This is a genomic window from Paenibacillus pectinilyticus (assembly GCF_001700435.1).
Lineage (GTDB): Bacteria > Bacillota > Bacilli > Paenibacillales > NBRC-103111 > Paenibacillus_E > Paenibacillus_E pectinilyticus.
On record NZ_LYPC01000027.1, the window covers coordinates 75,312 to 94,760 of the forward strand.

The window sequence follows — 19,449 nt, forward strand, 5'->3', positions numbered from 1 at the left end:
CTATGTTACGTTGGATTATTGCGATTGTTATTCTCGTGCCTGTGATAGAAATTACGCTGCTCATTATGCTTGGGCATTTAATTGGAGGTTGGCTCACTTTTGCGATCCTGATCGCCAGCGGCTTCTTGGGTGCATACTTTGCGAAGCGTGAGGGTCGGAAAGTGATGGAGTATGCGAAGTTTGAGTGGTCGCAGGGTCAATTGCCAGCTCAGCAAATTTTAGATGGGATCTGTATATTTATTGGCGGTATTTTGCTGATTACACCAGGGTTCATCACAGATATTGTGGGCTTCTTGTTCGTCTTCCCTTATACGAGGCCTATCTTTAAGGTATTGCTTCTTGCCCTTATTCGTAAACAAATCGGGAAAGGCAATATGCACATTATCCGCAGATAAGATGATTTTTTTACGCATATGCAAAAGAAAGGCTCGGTCATCCTCCTATTCCGGAGGTGCCGAGCCTTTCTTGATGTAAGCCGCGATATCATGGAAAATTCTTGCGCGGTAGAAGGCAGTGATGAGGATGAGAGAGACAGGGCCTATGATAAGCCCCAACAAGCCGAACAGCTTTAAACCTACGAACATGGCAATCAATGTAGCTAGCGGATCTAAACCAACGGATGAAGCGAGTACCTTAGGTTCCATGATTTGTCTTGCGATTACGATGACCCCATATAGAACACTAAGCCCGATGCCGAGCGCAATATTGCCTTGTGCAAAGAAGACATAGATGATCCACGGCACCATGACTGCGCCTGTTCCCAGATAGGGCATCAAGTCCGCTAAGCCTGTAAGTAGACCGATCGTTATGGCATAATCAACACGAAGTACGAGTAAGCCTATGATCACCACGAGGGCCGTCAGGGAAACCAGGATCAATTGAGCTCTTATGTAACCGAACAGCGCTTTCTGCAGATCCGTTCGAATCAACTTTGTCGTTTTGACAATCATATCGGAGAAAATGCCTTTATACCGTTTGATCAAGCCGTACCAATCTTTACTGATGAAGAACGAGGCCAGCATGACAATAATCGTAATCGTTGCAATGTTAGGCAGAGAAGTTAGGAATCCTTTAAGTGCTGAGAAGGTATAGGAAATGACCAATTTGCTCACATCGGCAATAGAGCCTGCTGTTGAGGAAAGATTTGTGTTGACGGTTTCCTGATACTTCGGGTTATTTTCAAAAAACTCATTGACCCTCTCAATCCATTGTTGGAAAGTAACCGAGTTAATAAATACATTGAATTGCTCTACCCATCGGTTGATTTGCAATTGAATCGTGTCCGCCAGAGAACCTAACTCGACAACGATATTGGCTACTAGTAAGGTAATGGCTGTGACCATCGCGCCTAGGAATAAGAGCATAGACAAGGCAACGGATAACCATCTGGGTAGTTTTAACTTGAATTGAAAAAAATTAACAACCGGATTCAGCATAAGTGCAATAATCCAACCGAAAATAAAGGGGTAAATCAGTGGGATGATATAATAAAAGGCAAGAGCCAACAAAAAAACGATCAATGCCACCCAGATACCTCTAAAAATTTGGTGAACCAAACGCGGATTTAAGATACCCATGGTAGGAATCACTCCTTGTATCAAGTCCTTTTCATTGTAGCAGAACATGGATAAATACGGAAATATCATGATATTTACAAAATCTTAATATAATGAAATGCGGGAATTTGGATTGTCGCCCCCTATCCCCCATAGTACAATGAAGATAGAAGATGACTAAAATTGGGAAAATATTGGAGGATTTATGAGTATTGCGCGCGAACCAGAGCTGAAAGAAGTTAAAGACCTCAAGGACCTCAAAGAGATCAAAGAGATTAAAGAGATTAAAGAGATTTCAACCAAGTACCTAAATCGTGATCTGAGCTGGATCGAGTTCAATTGGCGTGTACTTGAAGAAGCGCAAGATGCAAGTACGCCACTGCTAGAGCGTGTGAAATTTCTGTCGATTGTTTCCAGCAACCTCGATGAATTCATGAGTGTTCGTGTCGCAGGACTCAAGGATCAAATTAAAGCGGGCTATACGAAAAAAGATTTTACGGGTTATACGCCAGCAGGACTTATTAAACGAATCATGAAGCGCACGGCGAAAATGGTTCATGAGCAATACAAAACGTACCGCGAAGTAACGCGTCTTTTGATCAAGGAAGGCATCGTTTTCACGGAATACGAAGATCTGAATGCGTCTCAGAAGAAAGCCATGGACTCCTACTATCATGATATTATTTTTCCCGTATTAACACCGATGGCAGTGGATCAAAGCCGGCCGTTTCCACTTGTACATAATCAATCCTTATATTTAGCTGTACTGCTTGTTCGTGATGGTGAAGATCTCGATGAGGAGCCTTATTTCGCCATTGTTCAAATACCGAGTAATTTATCTCGCTGCATCCCTGTTCCTACCCGTTCCAACAGTAAGAAAACGGAGTTTATTCTGCTTGAAGAGTTAATTGAGCATCATATTCAATCGCTGTTCAGTGGATATATCCCAATTTCCGTACATGGCTTCCGTGTGACCCGCAATGCGGATCTAACGCTTAATGAAGAAGGTGCGGAGGATTTACTGGAAGAGATCGAGAAAGAGCTTAGACGCAGACGTTGGGGCGCTCCTGTGAGATTAGAGGTACAAGAGGGGATTCATCCTTACGCACTTGCGCAATTACAGGAAGAGTTCGAGATTGAGGAGCAAATTTTCGAAATAGATGGACCTCTGGATATTACGTACTTTATGAAGCTGGCCAATACGCTAAATGGCTTTGATAATCTGCGTTTTCCGCGGATCTCGCCGAAGTATCCAGTAGAGTTTGAAGATACAGCCAATTCCGCTGAATTCTTCGATGTTCTCAAGGCCAAAGACGTCCTCGTGCATCACCCGTACGAAACGTTCGACGCGGTAACAGACTTTATTGTCCATGCAGCGTACGATGCACACGTTTTAGCGATCAAAATGACACTTTATAGAGCAAGTGGTAAATCACCGATTATTCAAGCCTTGGCAAGAGCCGCTGAGTCCGGCAAGCAAGTCACAGTCGTCGTTGAACTGAAAGCAAGGTTTGATGAGGAGCGAAATATCGCGTGGGCGAGAATGCTGGAGAAATCGGGCTGTCACGTCGTGTACGGACTCGTAGGACTCAAAACTCATGCGAAGATTACGCTCGTTGTTCGTCAAGAGGAGCAAACACTTCGGCGATACGTCCATGTGGGAACGGGTAATTATAATGACAGTACGGCACGCCTATACACGGATGTGGGTCTATTTACTTGCAACAGTGTCATTGGTGAAGATGCGTCGGCGCTTTTCAACGAGATTACGGGCTATTCGGCGCCCCATGATTGGCAGTCCTTTGCCGTCGCGCCAACGGATCTAAAAGATAAGCTATTCGAGCTTATTGAACGCGAAGCGGCACATGCAAGAGCAGGCAGACCTGCGCAGATTATTGCTAAAATGAACTCATTATCCAATCAAGAAATGGTGGATGCGCTATACGCGGCGTCGCAGGCCGGTGTGAAAATCGAGCTGATCATTCGTGGTGTTTGCTGCTTGCGGCCGGGGGTACCTGGTCTCAGTGAGAATATTACGGTGCGAAGCATTGTAGACCGATACTTGGAACATTCGCGTATTTATTATTTTGAAAATGGCGGCCATGTCGATGTCTATCTTTCTTCCGCGGATTGGATGACGCGTAATTTAACACGCCGGATCGAGTTGATGTGTCCGGTGCTGGATCATGAAATGAAAAAAATGATGATTCAGATTCTTAATGTGACACTTCATGACAATGTCAAAGCAAGAGAACTGATGTCCAATGGGATGTACACACGCATAAAAAATGAACTGACCCCTTATCGGAGCCAGTTCGAGGCGATGCGGATTACTTCATGGAAAAAACTTCGGCTTGAGCAGTAAGCTTGAGCCCCCACGTTTTTTCGAATTCTTTGGATTGAGCTTGAAGTTCTTTGAGCTCCAAATGGGGAGTATTCACGCATTGGAGTTTCAAACCGATCACCTTGTTACCAAGGTGAATTTGCAGGGATTGTATCGGTTGTATCTCGCTAAAATCCATGGCGATGGCCAATCGAAGTAACGTACCTAACTTCACTATTAAAGCCAAATCGGATTCCTGCAATAGGTCCTTGTACGCAAGTGCCTGCTGTTGGGTCCGATTTTTTGTTTTGAACGTCGCGATCAGGGAAGCGATAATGATTTCCCGATGGCTTAGCCCATCGATATGAGCTTCTTGAATCATATATTCCGTATGCTTTAGGTACTGATAGTAGTGCACACTGACACCTATGCGATAGAGTAAAGCTGCTGTATGAAGTAAGAGACGGCCGCGTGCTTCCATTTCCGTCGAAGGTGCCAGCACATCATAAAGCCGCATTGCTAAGCTATCAACATGGCGCACATGCTTTTCTGAAGCATTTGGATGCAGGGTGAGAATGTTCTGAAGGCTTGCTTCCAAAACATCCGGCTTGATGGGTTGTTTGGGATTGTAGGTCTCGAAGAAAAGCCCATCGCGCAAGCCAGATCCGCTAATGATACATGACGAAGCTTTCGCCGCGTCGAAGATCGTTTCCAGAATGAGTAAACCCGGTACCATAATATCGGCTCGCTCTTTCGCGAGACCATCGACTTTTTTTCTTTTATCAATAGGTAACGCGGATAAAAGAGATGAAAATTCCTGAAGCTCACCAGGCTGCATCACATAATTATGAGCTAATTGCAGCGGATATTTGTTCCGTTTACGGCTCATTTTACCCAATGCACGGATCGTGCCTCCTAATCCAACCATAGGGAGCCCAGGGGAATTCGAGATCCATGGATGTGACGCTAGGGCGTCCTGGACCATTTTGCGAATATCCGCGATCTCCTGTACGGTCAAATTAGCACCCTTCATATGTTGGCGCGTGGTGTTTACGGCACCGAAAGGAAAAGAGAAACTTTGAAGTAGCTGACGATCCTTCAATAAGGTAACCTCCGTGCTGCCACCGCCAATATCAATGATCATCCCATCGCGGATGTCCATTGAATTGATCACGCCAAGATAGCCAAAACGTGCTTCCTCATACCCGCTCAAAACCTCAATCTGTAGTCCGGTTTGCTCCTGCAGGAAGCGGACGATTTCTACGGTGTTGGCGGCGTTGCGTACGGCTGCTGTGGCAACAGCTCGCACAGTTGTAACGGCTTGAGATTGACAAAGCATGGCGTAATGCGTCAAGATGGGTACGATGGAAATCATATCTTTGTTATGTAAAACGCCATTGTGATCCATTCGCTCGCTTAGTCTTGCAGAATCTTTATGCTCACTCACGACGCGATAAGCCCCTTGGGCATTTATTTCATAAATGACAAGTCGGATGGAGTTGGATCCGATATCAATGATGCCAATCCTGGTTGTGTGGTTGCTCATAGTGTCGCTCCTCTTTAGCCAATTTCACGTATGCATTGGTTACATTGTATCAATCTAGACCTATGTCTACAAATTTTTCCTCGCGTGCTGAATAATTCGGGGAAATTAACAAAAACTTGTATCGTGTGTTTGGAAGTTATCGAAGTAAAATGGTGTGAAAATGACGCCAAAAAGAATTTCTATGGTAGTGAAAATAAAGTTTTATGCCCTCTTTTGTTCACTTACCGCGTAAAATACTTTATTATTAAGAGTAGAAAACAGCAATATTATGCTAATAGAGTAGCTAAGGAGAGATTCCCATGTCTGCAACCAAAGGTTTAGAAGGAATTGTAGCCACAACCTCGTCGATCAGCTCCATTGTAGATGGCGTGCTTACGTATCGCGGGATTGATATTGATGACCTCGCAGAAAATGCGACTTTTGAAGAAGTAATTTACCTACTATGGTTCGGTAAACTGCCTACACAAGCTGAGCTTGAGAAATTGCAAAGCGACCTGAATGCATACAGCACGGTACCAACTGCGGTAATTGACCTTATTCGTACATTCCCACAAGGTGTTAACTCCATGGCAGCGCTTCGTACAGCGGTTTCTGCACTTGCGCTATATGACGAAGAAGCTAATGATGCGAGCACGGAATCCAATGTGCGTAAAGCGATCAAGCTGCAAGCACAAATTCCAGGCATTATCGCAGCTTTCGCTCGTATTCGTGAAGGCAAAGAGCCTGTAGCTTCTCCAGGATATTCTTCTGTAGCTGCTAACTTCTTGTTCCAACTAACAGGAAACGAACCGGATAAAGTGGCAATTGAAGCATTAGATAAAGCCTTAGTTCTTCATGCAGACCACGAGTTGAATGCATCGACATTTGCAGCACGTGTCACTGTAGCAACACTGACAGATATCTACTCCGGTATTACTTCCGCAATCGGCACGCTCAAAGGACCTCTTCACGGCGGTGCGAATGAAGCGGTTATGGTGATGCTAGAAGAGATCGGTACTGTTGAGAACGTTGTTCCTTACATTAACGATAAATTAGAGCGTAAAGACAAAATCATGGGCTTCGGTCACCGCGTATACAAAAACGGCGATCCGCGTGCGAAGCACTTGCAAAAAATGTCTTATGAGCTTGGTAAATTGACTGGGAACTTGAAATGGTACGAAATGTCCATTAAAGCAGACGAGTTGGTAACTAGCCTTAAAGGTTTGAAACCTAACGTTGATTTCTACTCAGCATCCGTATACACAACACTAGAAATCCCACGTGACTTGTTCACGCCGATCTTCGCGATCAGCCGTACTTCCGGTTGGGCCGCTCATATTCTTGAGCAGTACGAAAACAACCGTTTGATCCGTCCTCGCGCAGAGTACACAGGTCCAGTTAACCAAAAATATATCCCAATTGGCCAACGCTAATTGTTCATGCTACAAGCTCCAGGTGCGGGTAGTTCGGTACTGGACCCCAATTGATTTTGGGGGAGTACTGTAACTCCCGTCACTTTTTGTGTGCCTAGCCATGCAAATGGCTTATATAAAGAAACCATACTAACCAATTTCAGGAGGAACTATCATGCCACAATTCGAATCTTATGAGCTACCAACAGAAGGTCAAAAAATCACGATCGAAAACGGTGTACTTCAAGTCCCTAACAACCCAATTATCCCTTTCATCGAGGGTGACGGTACAGGTCCTGATATCTGGGCAGCTTCCGTACGTGTACTTGATGCAGCGGTTGAGAAAGCATACAAAGGCGAGAAAAAAATCGCTTGGTACGAAGTATACGCTGGTGAGAAAGCATTCAACAAATTCAACAGCTGGTTGCCGAACGATACATTGACAGCTATGAAAGAATACATCGTATCCATCAAAGGACCTCTAACTACACCAATCGGTGGCGGTATCCGTTCCCTGAACGTGGCACTTCGCCAAGAGCTTGATCTTTATGTTTGCTCCCGTCCAGTTCGTTACTTCGATGGTGTTCCATCCCCAGTTAAACGTCCTGAGCTAGTTGACATGGTGATTTTCCGTGAAAACACAGAAGATATCTACGCTGGTATCGAGTGGGAAGCTGGTTCTGAAGCAGTTAAGAAAGTAATCTCCTTCTTGCAAAATGAAATGGGCGTTAACAAAATCCGTTTCCCAGAAACTTCTGGTATCGGTGTTAAGCCAGTTTCTTCCGAAGGTACAGAGCGTTTGGTTCGCGCGGCTATCGAGTATGCAATCAAACATGGTCGTAAAACATTAACGTTGGTACACAAAGGCAACATCATGAAGTTCACAGAAGGCGCGTTCAAAAACTGGGGTTACGAGTTGGCTGAGCGTGAATATGCAGATAAAACATTTACATGGGCACAATACGACCGCATTAAAGAAGCAGAAGGCGCAGAAGCAGCTAACAAAGCACAAAAAGACGCTGAAGCAGCTGGCAAAATCATCGTAAAAGATGCGATTGCTGACATCGCTCTTCAACAAGTATTGACACGTCCTACTGATTTCGACGTAATCGCTACATTGAACCTGAACGGTGACTACCTGTCTGATGCACTAGCTGCACAAGTTGGCGGTATCGGTATCGCTCCAGGAGCTAACATCAACTACTTGACTGGTCACGCAATCTTCGAAGCAACTCACGGAACAGCTCCAAAATATGCTGGTCTTGATGTTGTTAACCCAGGTTCCGTTATTCTTTCCGGTGTAATGTTGCTTGAGCACCTTGGATGGTTGGAAGCAGCTGAGCTAATCTACAAAGGCTTGGAAACTTCTATCAACAACAAAACAGTAACTTATGACTTCGCACGTTTGATGGAAGGCGCGAAAGAAATTAAGTGCTCCGAGTTCGCGAACGAAATCATCAAAAACATGGCTTAATTTGTTCAAATAGATGCGTTTAACTAAATAAATAGGAGGTATAACTGAATGGCAATTCGACGTAATAAGATTACCGTTGTCGGCGCTGGATTCACAGGAGCTACTACTGCACTTATGTTGGCTCAAAAAGAACTTGGTGACGTTGTTCTTCTGGACATCCCACAGCTTGAGAACCCAACTAAGGGTAAAGCGCTAGACATGCTTGAAGCAGGTCCGGTTCAAGGCTTTGATGCTCAAATCACGGGTACATCCAACTATGCGGATGCAGCGGGTTCGGACATCGTGATTATCACGGCAGGTATTGCTCGTAAACCGGGCATGAGCCGCGACGATCTCGTTAACACGAACGCGGGCATCGTGAAGTCCGTTTGTGAGAACGTAAAAGAAGTTGCTCCTGATTCCATCGTGATCATCTTGAGTAACCCTGTTGATGCGATGACGTACGTAGCTTACCAAGCGCTTGGCTTTCCTAAGAACCGCGTAATCGGTCAATCCGGTGTTCTTGATACGGCACGTTACCTGACGTTTATCTCCCAAGAATTAAACGTGTCTGTTGAGGATGTGAAAGGTGTTGTTATTGGCGGACACGGCGATGACATGGTTCCTCTTGTACGTTACACATACGCTGGCGGTGTGCCAATTGAGAAGCTGATTCCAGCGGATCGTATTGAAGCAATTGTTCAACGGACACGTACTGGCGGCGGCGAAATCGTCAATCTGCTTGGTAACGGTAGTGCATACTACGCACCAGCAGCTTCCCTTGTGCAAATGACAGAAGCGATCCTGAAAGATAAGAAACGGATCATTCCTACTATCGCTCTTCTTGAAGGCGAATTTGGCTATGAAAACTTGTTCATGGGTGTTCTGACGGTTCTTGGTGCGAACGGCATTGAGAAAATCATGGATATCGAATTGACTGAGCAAGAAAAAGCTGCTTTGGATAAAACAGCTGAATCCGTGCGCAACGTTATTAAAGTTGTAGCAGGTTAATATATCCCTAACAGAAGAGTCGATTTCCTAGGATATAGGAGGTCGGCTCTTTTATTGTGAGAATGCACAAAAAGTTGTTGTTTTTGTAAATTAATTTCCAATCTCTATCCCATGGACATGGCCTATGATACGATGTGTATAGCCAATATGAATTGGTTAATACTTCCATAGGATGGTGGGATTTGATGTTGAGACAACGTTTGTTTGGAAAGAGAAACTGGCGAAGTATCTGTGTGACCGCGGCTATATCCAGTACCTTGATAGGCATTGTTCCACAAGCATGGGCAGAAGGACCGAGTGACCCAGCCCCAACTATTACCCCAACATCAGCGAATGGCAAAAAAATATTATTTGACAATACCCATGGTCAAACGGCTGGTGCAGCCGACTGGGTGATTGACGGCGGTTTTTCGGATTTTGCGAATGCGTTAGGCAACGCCGGTTATTATGTCAAAGAATTGCGTAAAAGCTCAGCGATTACACTCGCGGATTTATCAGCTTATGATGTATTCGTCATTGGTGAAGCGAATATTCCGTATAAGACGTCAGAGCAGACTGCTATGCTACAGTATGTGCAAGGCGGTGGCAGTATTTTTTTCATAGCCGATCATTATAATGCGGACCGTAATAAGAACCGTTGGGATGCTTCCGAGGTATTCAATGGTTATCGCCGTGGCGCTTGGACGAATCCTGCCTTAGGGATGAGTACGGAAGAAGCGGGATCCGCGGCGATGTCAGGGGTTTCAAGCTCAGATTGGTTAGCAACGAACTTTGGAGTTCGCTTCAGATACAACGCGTTAGGTGACATTACCGCTAACAATATCGTGACAGGCGCGCAAGGATTTGGTATTACGAGCGGTGTTTCGACTGTTGCGATGCATGCGGGTTCTACACTTGCGATTACAGATCCGAATAAGGCGAAGGGCATTGTCTATTTGCCTTCAACGACGACGAGTTGGTCGAGTGCAGTGGATCAGGGTGTGTACAATGGCGGCGGCGTTGCAGAAGGGCCGTTCGTAGCGGTTTCGAAAGTAAGCGCGGGTAAGGCTGGCTTCATTGGGGATTCATCCCCGGTGGAGGATGCGACGCCGAAGTATATGAAAGAGGAGACTGGCGGAGCAAAGACGACGTATGCCGGTTTTCAAGAACAGAACGATGCCACATTGCTGGTCAATATGGTCAATTGGTTGGCCACCAAGGAAAGCTATACGAGCTTATCTCAGGTGTCTGGATTGACGTTAGACACGGCAACAACGTTGTATACATGGGAGCAGCCAGCCAATACGACAGAGCCGCAGGCTGAGCCGTGGGCGACGCCAGCATCGGGTTACAAGTGGTGGGATCCGACGACGTTCAAAACAGGTGCTTACGGTGTTTCGACTTCGACCAATACGTCGGACCCCGTGGCTTTTGTTCATCAAGCGCAGCTGCCGAATCATTACGTGTTCCAAGTCAAGATCATTCTTAATGGTTTAGCGGCAAATTCAACAACCGCAGGCTATAATTTAGGTATATATAACGGATCCGGTACGCAAGTTGCCAAAATTCAGAACAGTGATGGCACTTGGCCATCGGCTTATGGATATAGCACGAGCTTCTCAATGACAGCTAATGCAAGCGGACACGCAGAGAAGATCGTGAATGTACAGATCAATACAACAGCTTCTGGTGCGGCAAGTATGCGTTTGAGATTAAATACAACGAACAAATTCACCGAAGCGGTTACTATTGCGGATGTAGCTGCAGTGCCGCTGCCATAAGATTGTAGTTGGAAAGTGCGTTTATAAGCACCCCCACTTCCGTGAAAAGTGATGAGTCGTTGAGCACGGATTGGAGATCCCTAAAGAGGCTCCGATCCATTTGCTCAAAGCAAGTCACTGGGAGCTGGGGGTGTTTTCTGCGTAATTGGTCACATTTATATGGAGATATCGTGAATTTGCCCAATAGTTGGCATCGCTTTCTTGTTACAACCAATCCTATTCTGTATACTAAAAGAGAACGATTCTAATTAAAATTGCGGAGGTCGACTCAATGTACCATGTTATGATTTTTTTACACGTAATTAGTGCTCTATTGCTTGGCGCTTATGTGATTTTCCCTTTCATTGTGGGACGAGCTGCTAGCTTATCCGGCGCGGCGCAAGAAAGCTTTATGGGATTGCTGTCTACGATTAACCGAATTGCTCAATTTTCGTTAATTGTTACCTTCATTTCCGGTGGTGCGATGATTGGCGATATGGACCCTAAACCGCCAGTAATCTGGATGGTATTGGCAATCGTCCTACTAGTCATTGTTGGAGCCATTCAAGGTATGATCGGTGGTAGAATTAAAAAGCTGAAAGCGAACAGCTCAGCAGGCAAAAACACAGCATCCGATGCTGCAAAAATCAAAACGTTCAGCTGGATTGGCGCAATCGCAGTAATAGCTGCTGTCTTGATTATGACAAATCCTCAAATATTCTCATAAACGCAGTTTCGAAATGTAAAGAACCTCCCTTCCATTGTGATATGGAAGGGAGGTTCTTTGATGTTCATGCAGGAGCTGGGATTCCCGGTATTGCGGTGGTTAGTGTAACTGTTGCAGCTAATTTGGCCATTAACTTTACTATGACTACCATTGACTACATGACGACCACGCTCACAGGCTCCGCAATCATCACTGACTTCACGAAGATTACCGGCTTCGCCTCCGTTCCCACCCCGAGACCGACTCGGCTAGCACTACTACCATGACTTCACGAGCATGACCATTACCTGCTCCGTGAGCACGGTGAGCACACCCGCTCTAACACGACGATCACGACCGTCATTGACTTCGCGACCAGCACCTGTCATTGACTTGACTCTGTGACCCACGACCACCCCCGCCACCAAATAGATGGATTATATGTAGGTAATATTAGAGGAAAGCTGGGAAATTACGAAATAGATGGATTTTCTACAGTTAATTTCGGACTTCTGAGTCGGTTTAATGAAAATTGGACCAATTACCTACATGAAATCCATTTAAACGTAATTTTATTGGGAAAACACTAAAAATAGCTGGAGGTTTTCCAGTTAACGCGTCTGGTGTGGTTAGTTGGATCTGGATCTGGTCTTGATTCTGGTTCTGGATCGGGTCTTGGTTCTGGATCTGACTCTAGCTCTAGCTATAGCTCTAGCTCTAGCTCTGGTCTCGGTTCTGGATCTGGTCTTGGTTCTGGATCTAGTCTTGTTTCTGGTTCTGAATCTGAATCTGTATCTGTATCTGTATCTGTATCAGGTTGTGTATCTTTATCAAGAACAGGTACTTGTTCTATCTCTATCTCTAAACCTAACTAGGATCCGCAATATCCAACGTAATCTCATCCAACGTTTTCTCGAAGGAGGCGCTCATATGCTCGAGGAAGTAATCGACTTCGGGCATGTTCATCTTCTTCAGGCTCTCCAGCACTTGCTGCTTCGCAACGACGAATTCACGGTTGCCGGTGGAAAGCTCGGTTAAACATTTGATATAAGCTTCGATCAAATCAGCGGCTTTGACCCAGCGGTAGAGCTCAGGGTCAGGGTCTTGAATGAGACCGCGGTAAATGCTGCTCAAGGCTGGCGGAATCGTGCCAATCAGGCGTTCTACCGCGACATCTTCAATTTCACGGAAATTCCGCAGAATTTGCTCGTTGTTGTGTTTGACAGGCTGAGGGATATCTCCCGTCAAGACCTCGGACGCATCGTGGAATAGGGCGATAGATACCACGCGATCTGTCGGTACATTCCCGCCATAGACTTCGTTGGAGATGGTGCACAGCATATGCGCGATCGAAGCGACATAGAAGGAATGCTCGGCGACGTTTTCGCGGCGCATGTTCCACATGAGGCTCCAGCGATCGATATATTTGAGACGATATAAGTAGGCAAAAAAGTGATGATTCATAAGTTCCTCCTAGGACGGACTAGCGGACTGGAAGTCTTCGCAAAAATGCCGCCAAATAATCTACCCTAACAGGTATAACACCTCACCTAATCGAAGTCAACTTGACCGCGACGAGGCACATCCGAATAACGGATGCAATGCAATATCATAACCGTAATTCTTGTGTATCTTTGCGGTAATTGCCTGGTGTGGTGCCGGTGATTTTTTTGAAAATACGGATAAAGCTATTGACGGATGTATATCTCAACTTATCGGTCACTGCCTGTATGGAGTTCTTCGGATCACCAAGCAATTCTTTGGCAATCCCTACCCGAAACTGAATGACATAATCGACGAAGTTGATGCCCATGATTTTCTTGAAAGAGCGGCTGAGCTGAGAGCTGCTGAGATTAACAAGATCTGCACACAGCTGCAGCGAGATATCCTGATCGTAGTGAGCACGGATATAAGCGACGACTTCATCAATTTGTTGACGCTCAAACGAAGCCTTCTCTGGCTGTGATACAATTAATTTATCGAAAAATTGATTAGTGAAAAAACTTTCGATCTCTTGTAAATTTCGCTGACGCTCTAATTCCATCGTTAACTGTTTCATATTCACCGATTCTTTATCCGCATGATAATCCTTCCCCACGGTATGCATCATCGCCCCCAGAAGCTGTGAGCAATAGGTTTTGACTAACTCCGAAGTAAGCGAACTGTCATCCTTTAATAGTTGTATGATTTGCGTGAATAGCTCCTGAGCCTCACGATAATTTGTTGCATGGAGCGATTGCAGAATGAGATTTTCCACCTCGACTAAAGCATCTGCTTGATCGGATATGGATGGATCCAGCTCGTCGCTGATAATTACTTGATTAGCACCCAGAGAAAAACTGTAACGAAGCGCGTGTTTGGCTTGGGTGAAAACATCATGAATCCCAGGTAAGCCTGATTCCGAATAACCAGCTGAGATGACGAAATTCAACTTTAAATAAGTACGAACTGCTTGCAGTAACTCATTGGCATAGATACGAGACTGTTGGAAACCAGCTTGCTCAGGTTGATGAAGAATTGCAAATAAACCTGGCTGAATCATCATGATGCGGGTAATGCCTTTGGTGCTCAGAATTTCATCCACAATGTTGTCAATCGCATAATACATGAGAAATTGATCGTTACGCGAGTATTGCGACTTCATATAAATCGGATCTGTTTCCAGCAGGAACAAGCAGATGGGCTTATTTTGAAACGTATCCTGTTGTAAGGTCGTATCACTCGAATTTCCAATCAACAAGCTCATGAGGCTGTACTGCTCAGCGTGCGTCTGATATTGCTTTAGGTTTTTTTGCAAAAAGTCATTGTGCTCTTCGACATGTTGGATATGTTCGGTGATGTAATGAATTTCGTCCTTCGATGTCGATGTATCCTTGTCATGGAATACACGCTGCGTTAGCTTATGTACGGGCTGATAGATGCTTTGAGAGGTGCGAATCGCAATAATAATCGCGAGTAAAATAAAGGCGAAACTGACGCCGAATAAAATATTTCGCAGTTGATTCGTTTCCTTCGCGACCAAGGCCGTCGGCAGGATCGACACGTAATACCAATCCCGATTCGCCGAATAGACGGTATTAATGAGCGACGGCTTGCCGTCCAAATTCATCGTGAAGCGATAGTTGGGCATATTTTTACCCTTCGTAAGCTCAGCTCTGAATTCCGGAGAGTCAATAAAACTGCCCACCTTGGTTGGATCCGAGTGCATGACGGCATTTCCATCCGAATTGAGTACCAAGTAGGTCGCGGGATCGCTTACATTTGCTTTCAAATTGCTGCTTAAGGAAGCGGCATCCAAATACACGATAAAGAAGCTGTTCACCACATTGGAGCCTGCGCTGTTCATCGGTCTGATGTAAGTGATGACAGGGCGATCCAAGCGCGTATTCAAATGCTTCCTTGTATCCAGCCACCCGCCATATTTGGTCAACGTATGTGATTTATCAATAGCTAGAGGATCCTGAAATTCTTCTGGCTGAAGCAGCAGTCCACTAGAAGTAACAATCTTATTATAGGAAGTGCTGAAAAAATCGATCTCAACGACATTTTCCATACCGCTTCGCAAATTCGTTAATACGGTGAATAGATCATTGACCAGTTGAAAGTTTTGATACGTTAAGTCATCTTTCGTAAAACGGCTGAGAGCTGAATTATCATAGGTATATTGCAGCATGAGTTCATCGAACTTTTTAAACTGACTGTTCATTTCCTTCTCAACCTGATTCAGAAATACTTGATGCATCTGATCGGTCTGGTCACTGAGGATGCGGTTACTAATGAAGGAAGAAGATAGCGCCATAATAGCAATCGGAATACTGGAGAGAAGGATAAGTGAAATGAGAAGCCGATTTTTCAGTTTCCAGCCAGGCTTTTTCATTTCGAGGAAATGTTTAAGTCGACGCCAAGAGTGAGTATCCATAACCAATCTCCTTGTCATTTACGATTCACTTTTTTGAAATTAGTATATCACAGATCGGTGGTTCTCTTGGATGATCAGTGGTACACACTTTTTACCGAAACCTCGTTTTCCTGCAAAAATAGTGTATGAACGGGTTCATCTAACCCAATTCACCACGATTTCATATGCTTTTTTTGCGTAAAAATGGTTGATTGCTCGCTAACTCCTATTTGCCTATGATTGGGTCCAAGGGGGTGACGAACAGATGATAAAGTGGAGAGGAGCAACGCAAACAACATGGAGATTCAGAAAGAAAGGCGTAAGCATGTATGGGGGCACCGATTATTAAAAGAAAGATATTTATGGCTGATGGCTTTACCAGGAATCGTTTATTTCTTAATCTATAAGTATATCCCCATGCTAGGAATCGTCATTGCTTTTCAGAAATATATCCCTTCCAAAGGATTTCTCAAAAGTGATTGGGTGGGGCTAGACAATTTCCAACATATATTTGATTCACCGGAAATTGGACGATATTTCATGAACACCGTTATAATTAGCTTTTATCAGATTGTATTCGCTTTCACAGTCCCTATCCTCATCGCGATATTATTGAATGAACTCAAGTTTGAGTTTTTCAAAAAGATTGTACAAACGCTGCTCTATTTGCCTCATTTCTTATCTTGGGTCGTAGTTGCAGGTATCTTCTATTTATTATTTCAGAGTGATGGGCAAGTGAATCATCTACTCATGAGTTGGGGATTAGATCCCATCAATATTTTATCCAATGAACATAATTTCCGAGGCATGCTTGTCCTGCAGGTTATTTGGAAAGAGTCCGGTTGGGGCACGATTATCTATTTGGCAGCGTTAACGGGGATTGATCCAGAGCTGTATGAGGCTGCAAAAATCGATGGCGCCGGCCGACTTCGTCAAATTTATCATGTGACTCTGCCAGGGATTCGCTCAACGATCATCCTGTTGTTTATCCTTCGTTTAGGCACGGTGCTTGATGTCGGATTCGAACAAGTGTATTTAATGCTCAATTCCAACGTTTCAGAAGTCGGGGAAGTCCTAGATACCTATGTATATAGGATGGGCGTTGTGAACGGGAATTTCAGTTTTACAACCGCAGTGGGATTACTCAAAGGGATCGTCGGTATGATACTGATCGTGACAGCAAACAAATTAGCGCGATCATTCGGTGAAAAAGGCGTGTATTAGAAAATAACAAGCGAGAGGCTGGTTTCAATATGAAAAGCATTGGAAAAATTCTAACCGTAGCAACAGCAGTAGTGATGGTAAGCTCATTGGTTGCAGCATGCAGCAAGGGTACGGAAACAGCACAATCAACAGATGCGGCAGCGACGGCTCAGCCATCCCAGCAAGCGTCAGCAACACCGAAGGTGGACAAAAAATATAAAATTCGTGCGATGAATATTTTGTACGGAGCGGCTCCGCCAGACACAAGCACGGGCAAGAAGGCGATTGAAGATCGCTATAATATTGAATTTGAATATTTACCGGTCGCTTCAGGGGAGTACAACAACAAGATGGGGGTTACCTTGGCATCAGGTGATGTTCCAGATACCGTATTATTCCCTTACTTAGACGCTGTTTACTTCAATGCGATCAGCAGTGACCAATTCCTGCCTTTGGAATCCTATTTGTCTGACAGCGCGAAATATCCGAATTTGGCTAAATTGCCGAAAGATGTCATGGATACGCTTAAGTACAAAGGACATATCTATGGTATTCCTCGTTTACGTGCTATTCCAGGCGCTACAATCGTGATGCGTAAAGATTGGCTAGATAAGCTGGGCTTGCAAGTACCGACGACCTATGATGAGCTGTACACAGTAATGAAAGCATTTAAAGAGAGGGATCCAGATGGTAACGGCAAGGATGATACGTTCGGGTTAGCTGCTGGTGTGAATAGTGGAGCGGGAGTGAATGGTGCTTATCCATTCGTATCCCTCATGGCCAGTATGAAAGCCGGTCCGAGCGTAGGCTGGGTGGAAGATGGCAAAGGCGGCATCGTACCAGGAGAATTTGCGCCAAATAACAAGCAAGCGATCGGCTATTTAGCCAAATTATATAAAGATGGACTCATTGCGAAGGATTTTGCGATTAAAAAGGATCAACAAGTGGAAGATGACTTCTTGCTTGGTAAGGCAGGTGTGGTTGCCAGCTGGGGTTATACGGGCTTCACGCCAGAGCGTTTAACGAAAGCGAGAGCAGCAGATCCTAAATTCCAATTGATTGCGATTCCACCGTTGAAAGCACCGGATGGTTCTGAGGGCGGTTATGTGAAAAGCGCAGGTTTCTTCGGTGTATTCGCCTTGAATAAAGATCTGCTGAAGGATACAGGCAAGCTTGAGAAAATGCTGAAAATTTTGGATGATCAAATAGGTGATGATGGGGCTAACTTCTTCAAATGGGGCGTTGACGGCGTTCATTTCAAAACGGAAAATGGCGCGAAGGTTGCTACGGATCTAGGCAAAACCGAAGGTCCTAACAAATATCAATTAACGAATCATGCCCAAGAAGGCGAATGGATTCTAAGTGCTTCGGATACGCCAGAAACTACGAAATTGAAACAAGATTCCTTCACTAATGCGATGAAGGGTAAACCGTATTCCTCCCAAGACGTTGGTTTATTCTCCAAAACGTATGCAGATAAAGGAGCAGAGCTCTACAAAAACACAGTTGATGGCGTTGTGAAAATCATCGTGGGTGAGAAGCCAGTCGACTATTTGGATCAAATGTTCGAAGATTGGAAAGCAAGAGGCGGTAAAGATGCCTTAGCCGAAATGAACGATGCTTGGAAAGCAAGAAAATGAGAACGTCAAACCTTTCCAATAGGCTGATGGATACAATCGTCATTGTGATCTTGACGCTGCTGACGCTCCTGTGTCTGATGCCGATTGTAAATGTTGTAGCGATGTCATTTGCCTCATTGAATGAGATTGTATCAGGCAATTTCATTCTGTGGCCGAAACAGTTGGATTGGAAGGCCTACCACTACATTTTTAATACGGGTGTGTTCTTCTCGTCCCTTCGAAATACGGTTTGGATAACAGTGGTAGGTACGATTGTGAATTTAGCAGTCACCTCCTTGTTAGCCTATGTCTGTTCGAGGCAGCGTTTTAGTGGAAGACGCATGCTGCTGTTCATGGTGTTGTTCTCGATGCTATTCAGCGGTGGGATGATCCCAACCTATCTGGTCGTCAAAGCAACAGGATTAATGAACACCTTATGGGCGCTAGTCATTCCAACAGCTGTTTCCGCTTTTAATTTATTGGTGATGCGAGAATTTTTCGAATCGATACATGAAAGTATTATTGAGTCAGCCACCATTGACGGGTGTAATGATCTCGGTATCTTTTTCAAAATCGTACTGCCACTCTCGATTCCATCGCTTGCGACGTTTACGTTATTTTATGCGGTGAGCAACTGGAATCAATACTTCTCAGCAATACTGTATTTAAACAAATCGTCGTTATGGCCGTTGCAAATTCTTTTGCGACAGGTCGTTCTTATAGGGCAGAGTGATATCTACTCCCAATTAAGTGCAGGCGAAGCTTTACCGATGCCGGTTTCAACGCAAATGGCTACGGTCGTATTGGCATCAGCGCCGATCGTAGTGTTGTACCCCTTTTTGCAGCGTTATTTTGTGAAAGGGTTGTCGTTAGGGGCTGTAAAAGGATAAGAAAATAGATACCCTGCTCGAGTCTCATCGTTGGAACTCCTCCTTGTATATCGTCCATATTCAGACATGTACGGGAGGAATTCCTGATGAGCACGCGTGTACAAAGGGAATGAA

The 19,449-nt window shown here is 44.8% G+C and carries 15 protein-coding genes; 11 read left to right on the forward strand and 4 right to left on the reverse strand.

What is annotated here, in order from left to right; translation table 11 throughout:
* Nucleotides 1-2: 2 nt before the first annotated feature.
* On the forward strand, nucleotides 3-395 hold the full coding sequence (locus A8709_RS22280; protein ID WP_065855290.1) for an FxsA family protein: 393 nt from the start codon (nucleotides 3-5) through the stop codon (nucleotides 393-395).
* Between the two features lie 45 nt (nucleotides 396-440).
* On the opposite strand, the gene ytvI is transcribed toward A8709_RS22280, so the two are convergent.
* Nucleotides 441-1,577, reverse strand: a complete 1,137-nt coding sequence (ytvI, locus tag A8709_RS22285) for a sporulation integral membrane protein YtvI (protein WP_065855292.1) — start codon at nucleotides 1,575-1,577, stop codon at nucleotides 441-443.
* Between the two features lie 184 nt (nucleotides 1,578-1,761).
* On the opposite strand from ytvI, the gene A8709_RS22290 reads away from it, so the two are divergent.
* Nucleotides 1,762-3,921: an RNA degradosome polyphosphate kinase gene (locus A8709_RS22290; RefSeq protein ID WP_084225307.1), complete on the forward strand. Its 2,160-nt coding sequence runs from the start codon at nucleotides 1,762-1,764 to the stop codon at nucleotides 3,919-3,921.
* On the opposite strand, the gene A8709_RS22295 is transcribed toward A8709_RS22290, so the two are convergent.
* Nucleotides 3,887-5,425, reverse strand: coding sequence for a Ppx/GppA phosphatase family protein (locus A8709_RS22295; protein WP_065855294.1), 1,539 nt, complete (start codon nucleotides 5,423-5,425; stop codon nucleotides 3,887-3,889). The genes A8709_RS22290 and A8709_RS22295 overlap by 35 nt on opposite strands.
* 299 nt (nucleotides 5,426-5,724) lie before the next feature.
* Here A8709_RS22295 and citZ point away from each other — a divergent pair, with 299 nt between their 5' ends.
* The 6 genes from citZ (at nucleotide 5,725) to A8709_RS34965 (ending at nucleotide 12,012) form a co-directional block, all read left to right on the forward strand.
* Nucleotides 5,725-6,837, forward strand: coding sequence for a citrate synthase (gene citZ, locus A8709_RS22300; RefSeq protein WP_065855296.1), 1,113 nt, complete (start codon nucleotides 5,725-5,727; stop codon nucleotides 6,835-6,837).
* Nucleotides 6,838-6,991: 154 nt separating this feature from the next.
* Nucleotides 6,992-8,290, forward strand: a complete 1,299-nt coding sequence (gene icd, locus A8709_RS22305) for an NADP-dependent isocitrate dehydrogenase (RefSeq protein ID WP_065855298.1) — start codon at nucleotides 6,992-6,994, stop codon at nucleotides 8,288-8,290.
* Between the two features lie 48 nt (nucleotides 8,291-8,338).
* Nucleotides 8,339-9,280: a malate dehydrogenase gene (gene mdh / locus A8709_RS22310; protein WP_065855299.1), complete on the forward strand. Its 942-nt coding sequence runs from the start codon at nucleotides 8,339-8,341 to the stop codon at nucleotides 9,278-9,280.
* A 185-nt stretch (nucleotides 9,281-9,465) separates the two neighbouring features.
* Nucleotides 9,466-11,040: a DNA-binding protein gene (locus A8709_RS22315; protein WP_141692625.1), complete on the forward strand. Its 1,575-nt coding sequence runs from the start codon at nucleotides 9,466-9,468 to the stop codon at nucleotides 11,038-11,040.
* 271 nt (nucleotides 11,041-11,311) lie between these two features.
* Complete coding sequence (locus A8709_RS22320) at nucleotides 11,312-11,746, forward strand: hypothetical protein (RefSeq protein ID WP_065855301.1); 435 nt, start codon at nucleotides 11,312-11,314, stop codon at nucleotides 11,744-11,746.
* 41 nt (nucleotides 11,747-11,787) lie between these two features.
* A complete protein-coding gene (locus A8709_RS34965) occupies nucleotides 11,788-12,012 on the forward strand; it encodes a hypothetical protein (protein ID WP_141692626.1) in 225 nt (74 codons plus the stop codon).
* 580 nt (nucleotides 12,013-12,592) lie between these two features.
* On the opposite strand, the gene yfbR is transcribed toward A8709_RS34965, so the two are convergent.
* Together yfbR and A8709_RS22330 are read right to left on the reverse strand one after the other, a co-directional pair.
* Nucleotides 12,593-13,189 carry a 5'-deoxynucleotidase gene (gene yfbR, locus A8709_RS22325; protein WP_065855303.1) on the reverse strand — a complete coding sequence of 199 codons (597 nt, stop codon included), beginning with the start codon at nucleotides 13,187-13,189 and terminating at the stop codon, nucleotides 12,593-12,595.
* A 145-nt stretch (nucleotides 13,190-13,334) separates the two neighbouring features.
* Nucleotides 13,335-15,644: an AraC family transcriptional regulator gene (locus A8709_RS22330; protein WP_065855305.1), complete on the reverse strand. Its 2,310-nt coding sequence runs from the start codon at nucleotides 15,642-15,644 to the stop codon at nucleotides 13,335-13,337.
* Between the two features lie 276 nt (nucleotides 15,645-15,920).
* On the opposite strand from A8709_RS22330, the gene A8709_RS22335 reads away from it, so the two are divergent.
* From A8709_RS22335 to A8709_RS22345, 3 genes are read left to right on the forward strand one after another with little or no spacing between them, the layout of a single operon-like run.
* Nucleotides 15,921-16,847 carry an ABC transporter permease gene (locus tag A8709_RS22335; protein WP_065855307.1) on the forward strand — a complete coding sequence of 309 codons (927 nt, stop codon included), beginning with the start codon at nucleotides 15,921-15,923 and terminating at the stop codon, nucleotides 16,845-16,847.
* A 29-nt stretch (nucleotides 16,848-16,876) separates the two neighbouring features.
* Entirely contained in the window at nucleotides 16,877-18,466 is a 1,590-nt protein-coding gene (locus tag A8709_RS22340) for an extracellular solute-binding protein (RefSeq protein WP_065855309.1), read from the forward strand.
* Complete coding sequence (locus tag A8709_RS22345; RefSeq protein WP_065855311.1) at nucleotides 18,463-19,335, forward strand: carbohydrate ABC transporter permease; 873 nt, start codon at nucleotides 18,463-18,465, stop codon at nucleotides 19,333-19,335. Before A8709_RS22340 ends, A8709_RS22345 begins: the two co-directional genes overlap by 4 nt.
* Nucleotides 19,336-19,449 lie beyond the last annotated feature (114 nt).

Coding starts and splice junctions, on each gene's coding strand:
- A8709_RS22280 (WP_065855290.1), top strand. CDS start 3: ATGTTACGTTGGATTATTGCGATTGTTATTCTCGTGCCTGTGATAGAA.
- ytvI (WP_065855292.1), bottom strand. CDS start 1,577: ATGGGTATCTTAAATCCGCGTTTGGTTCACCAAATTTTTAGAGGTATC.
- A8709_RS22290 (WP_084225307.1), top strand. CDS start 1,762: ATGAGTATTGCGCGCGAACCAGAGCTGAAAGAAGTTAAAGACCTCAAG.
- A8709_RS22295 (WP_065855294.1), bottom strand. CDS start 5,425: ATGAGCAACCACACAACCAGGATTGGCATCATTGATATCGGATCCAAC.
- citZ (WP_065855296.1), top strand. CDS start 5,725: ATGTCTGCAACCAAAGGTTTAGAAGGAATTGTAGCCACAACCTCGTCG.
- icd (WP_065855298.1), top strand. CDS start 6,992: ATGCCACAATTCGAATCTTATGAGCTACCAACAGAAGGTCAAAAAATC.
- mdh (WP_065855299.1), top strand. CDS start 8,339: ATGGCAATTCGACGTAATAAGATTACCGTTGTCGGCGCTGGATTCACA.
- A8709_RS22315 (WP_141692625.1), top strand. CDS start 9,466: ATGTTGAGACAACGTTTGTTTGGAAAGAGAAACTGGCGAAGTATCTGT.
- A8709_RS22320 (WP_065855301.1), top strand. CDS start 11,312: ATGTACCATGTTATGATTTTTTTACACGTAATTAGTGCTCTATTGCTT.
- A8709_RS34965 (WP_141692626.1), top strand. CDS start 11,788: ATGGAAGGGAGGTTCTTTGATGTTCATGCAGGAGCTGGGATTCCCGGT.
- yfbR (WP_065855303.1), bottom strand. CDS start 13,189: ATGAATCATCACTTTTTTGCCTACTTATATCGTCTCAAATATATCGAT.
- A8709_RS22330 (WP_065855305.1), bottom strand. CDS start 15,644: ATGGATACTCACTCTTGGCGTCGACTTAAACATTTCCTCGAAATGAAA.
- A8709_RS22335 (WP_065855307.1), top strand. CDS start 15,921: ATGGAGATTCAGAAAGAAAGGCGTAAGCATGTATGGGGGCACCGATTA.
- A8709_RS22340 (WP_065855309.1), top strand. CDS start 16,877: ATGAAAAGCATTGGAAAAATTCTAACCGTAGCAACAGCAGTAGTGATG.
- A8709_RS22345 (WP_065855311.1), top strand. CDS start 18,463: ATGAGAACGTCAAACCTTTCCAATAGGCTGATGGATACAATCGTCATT.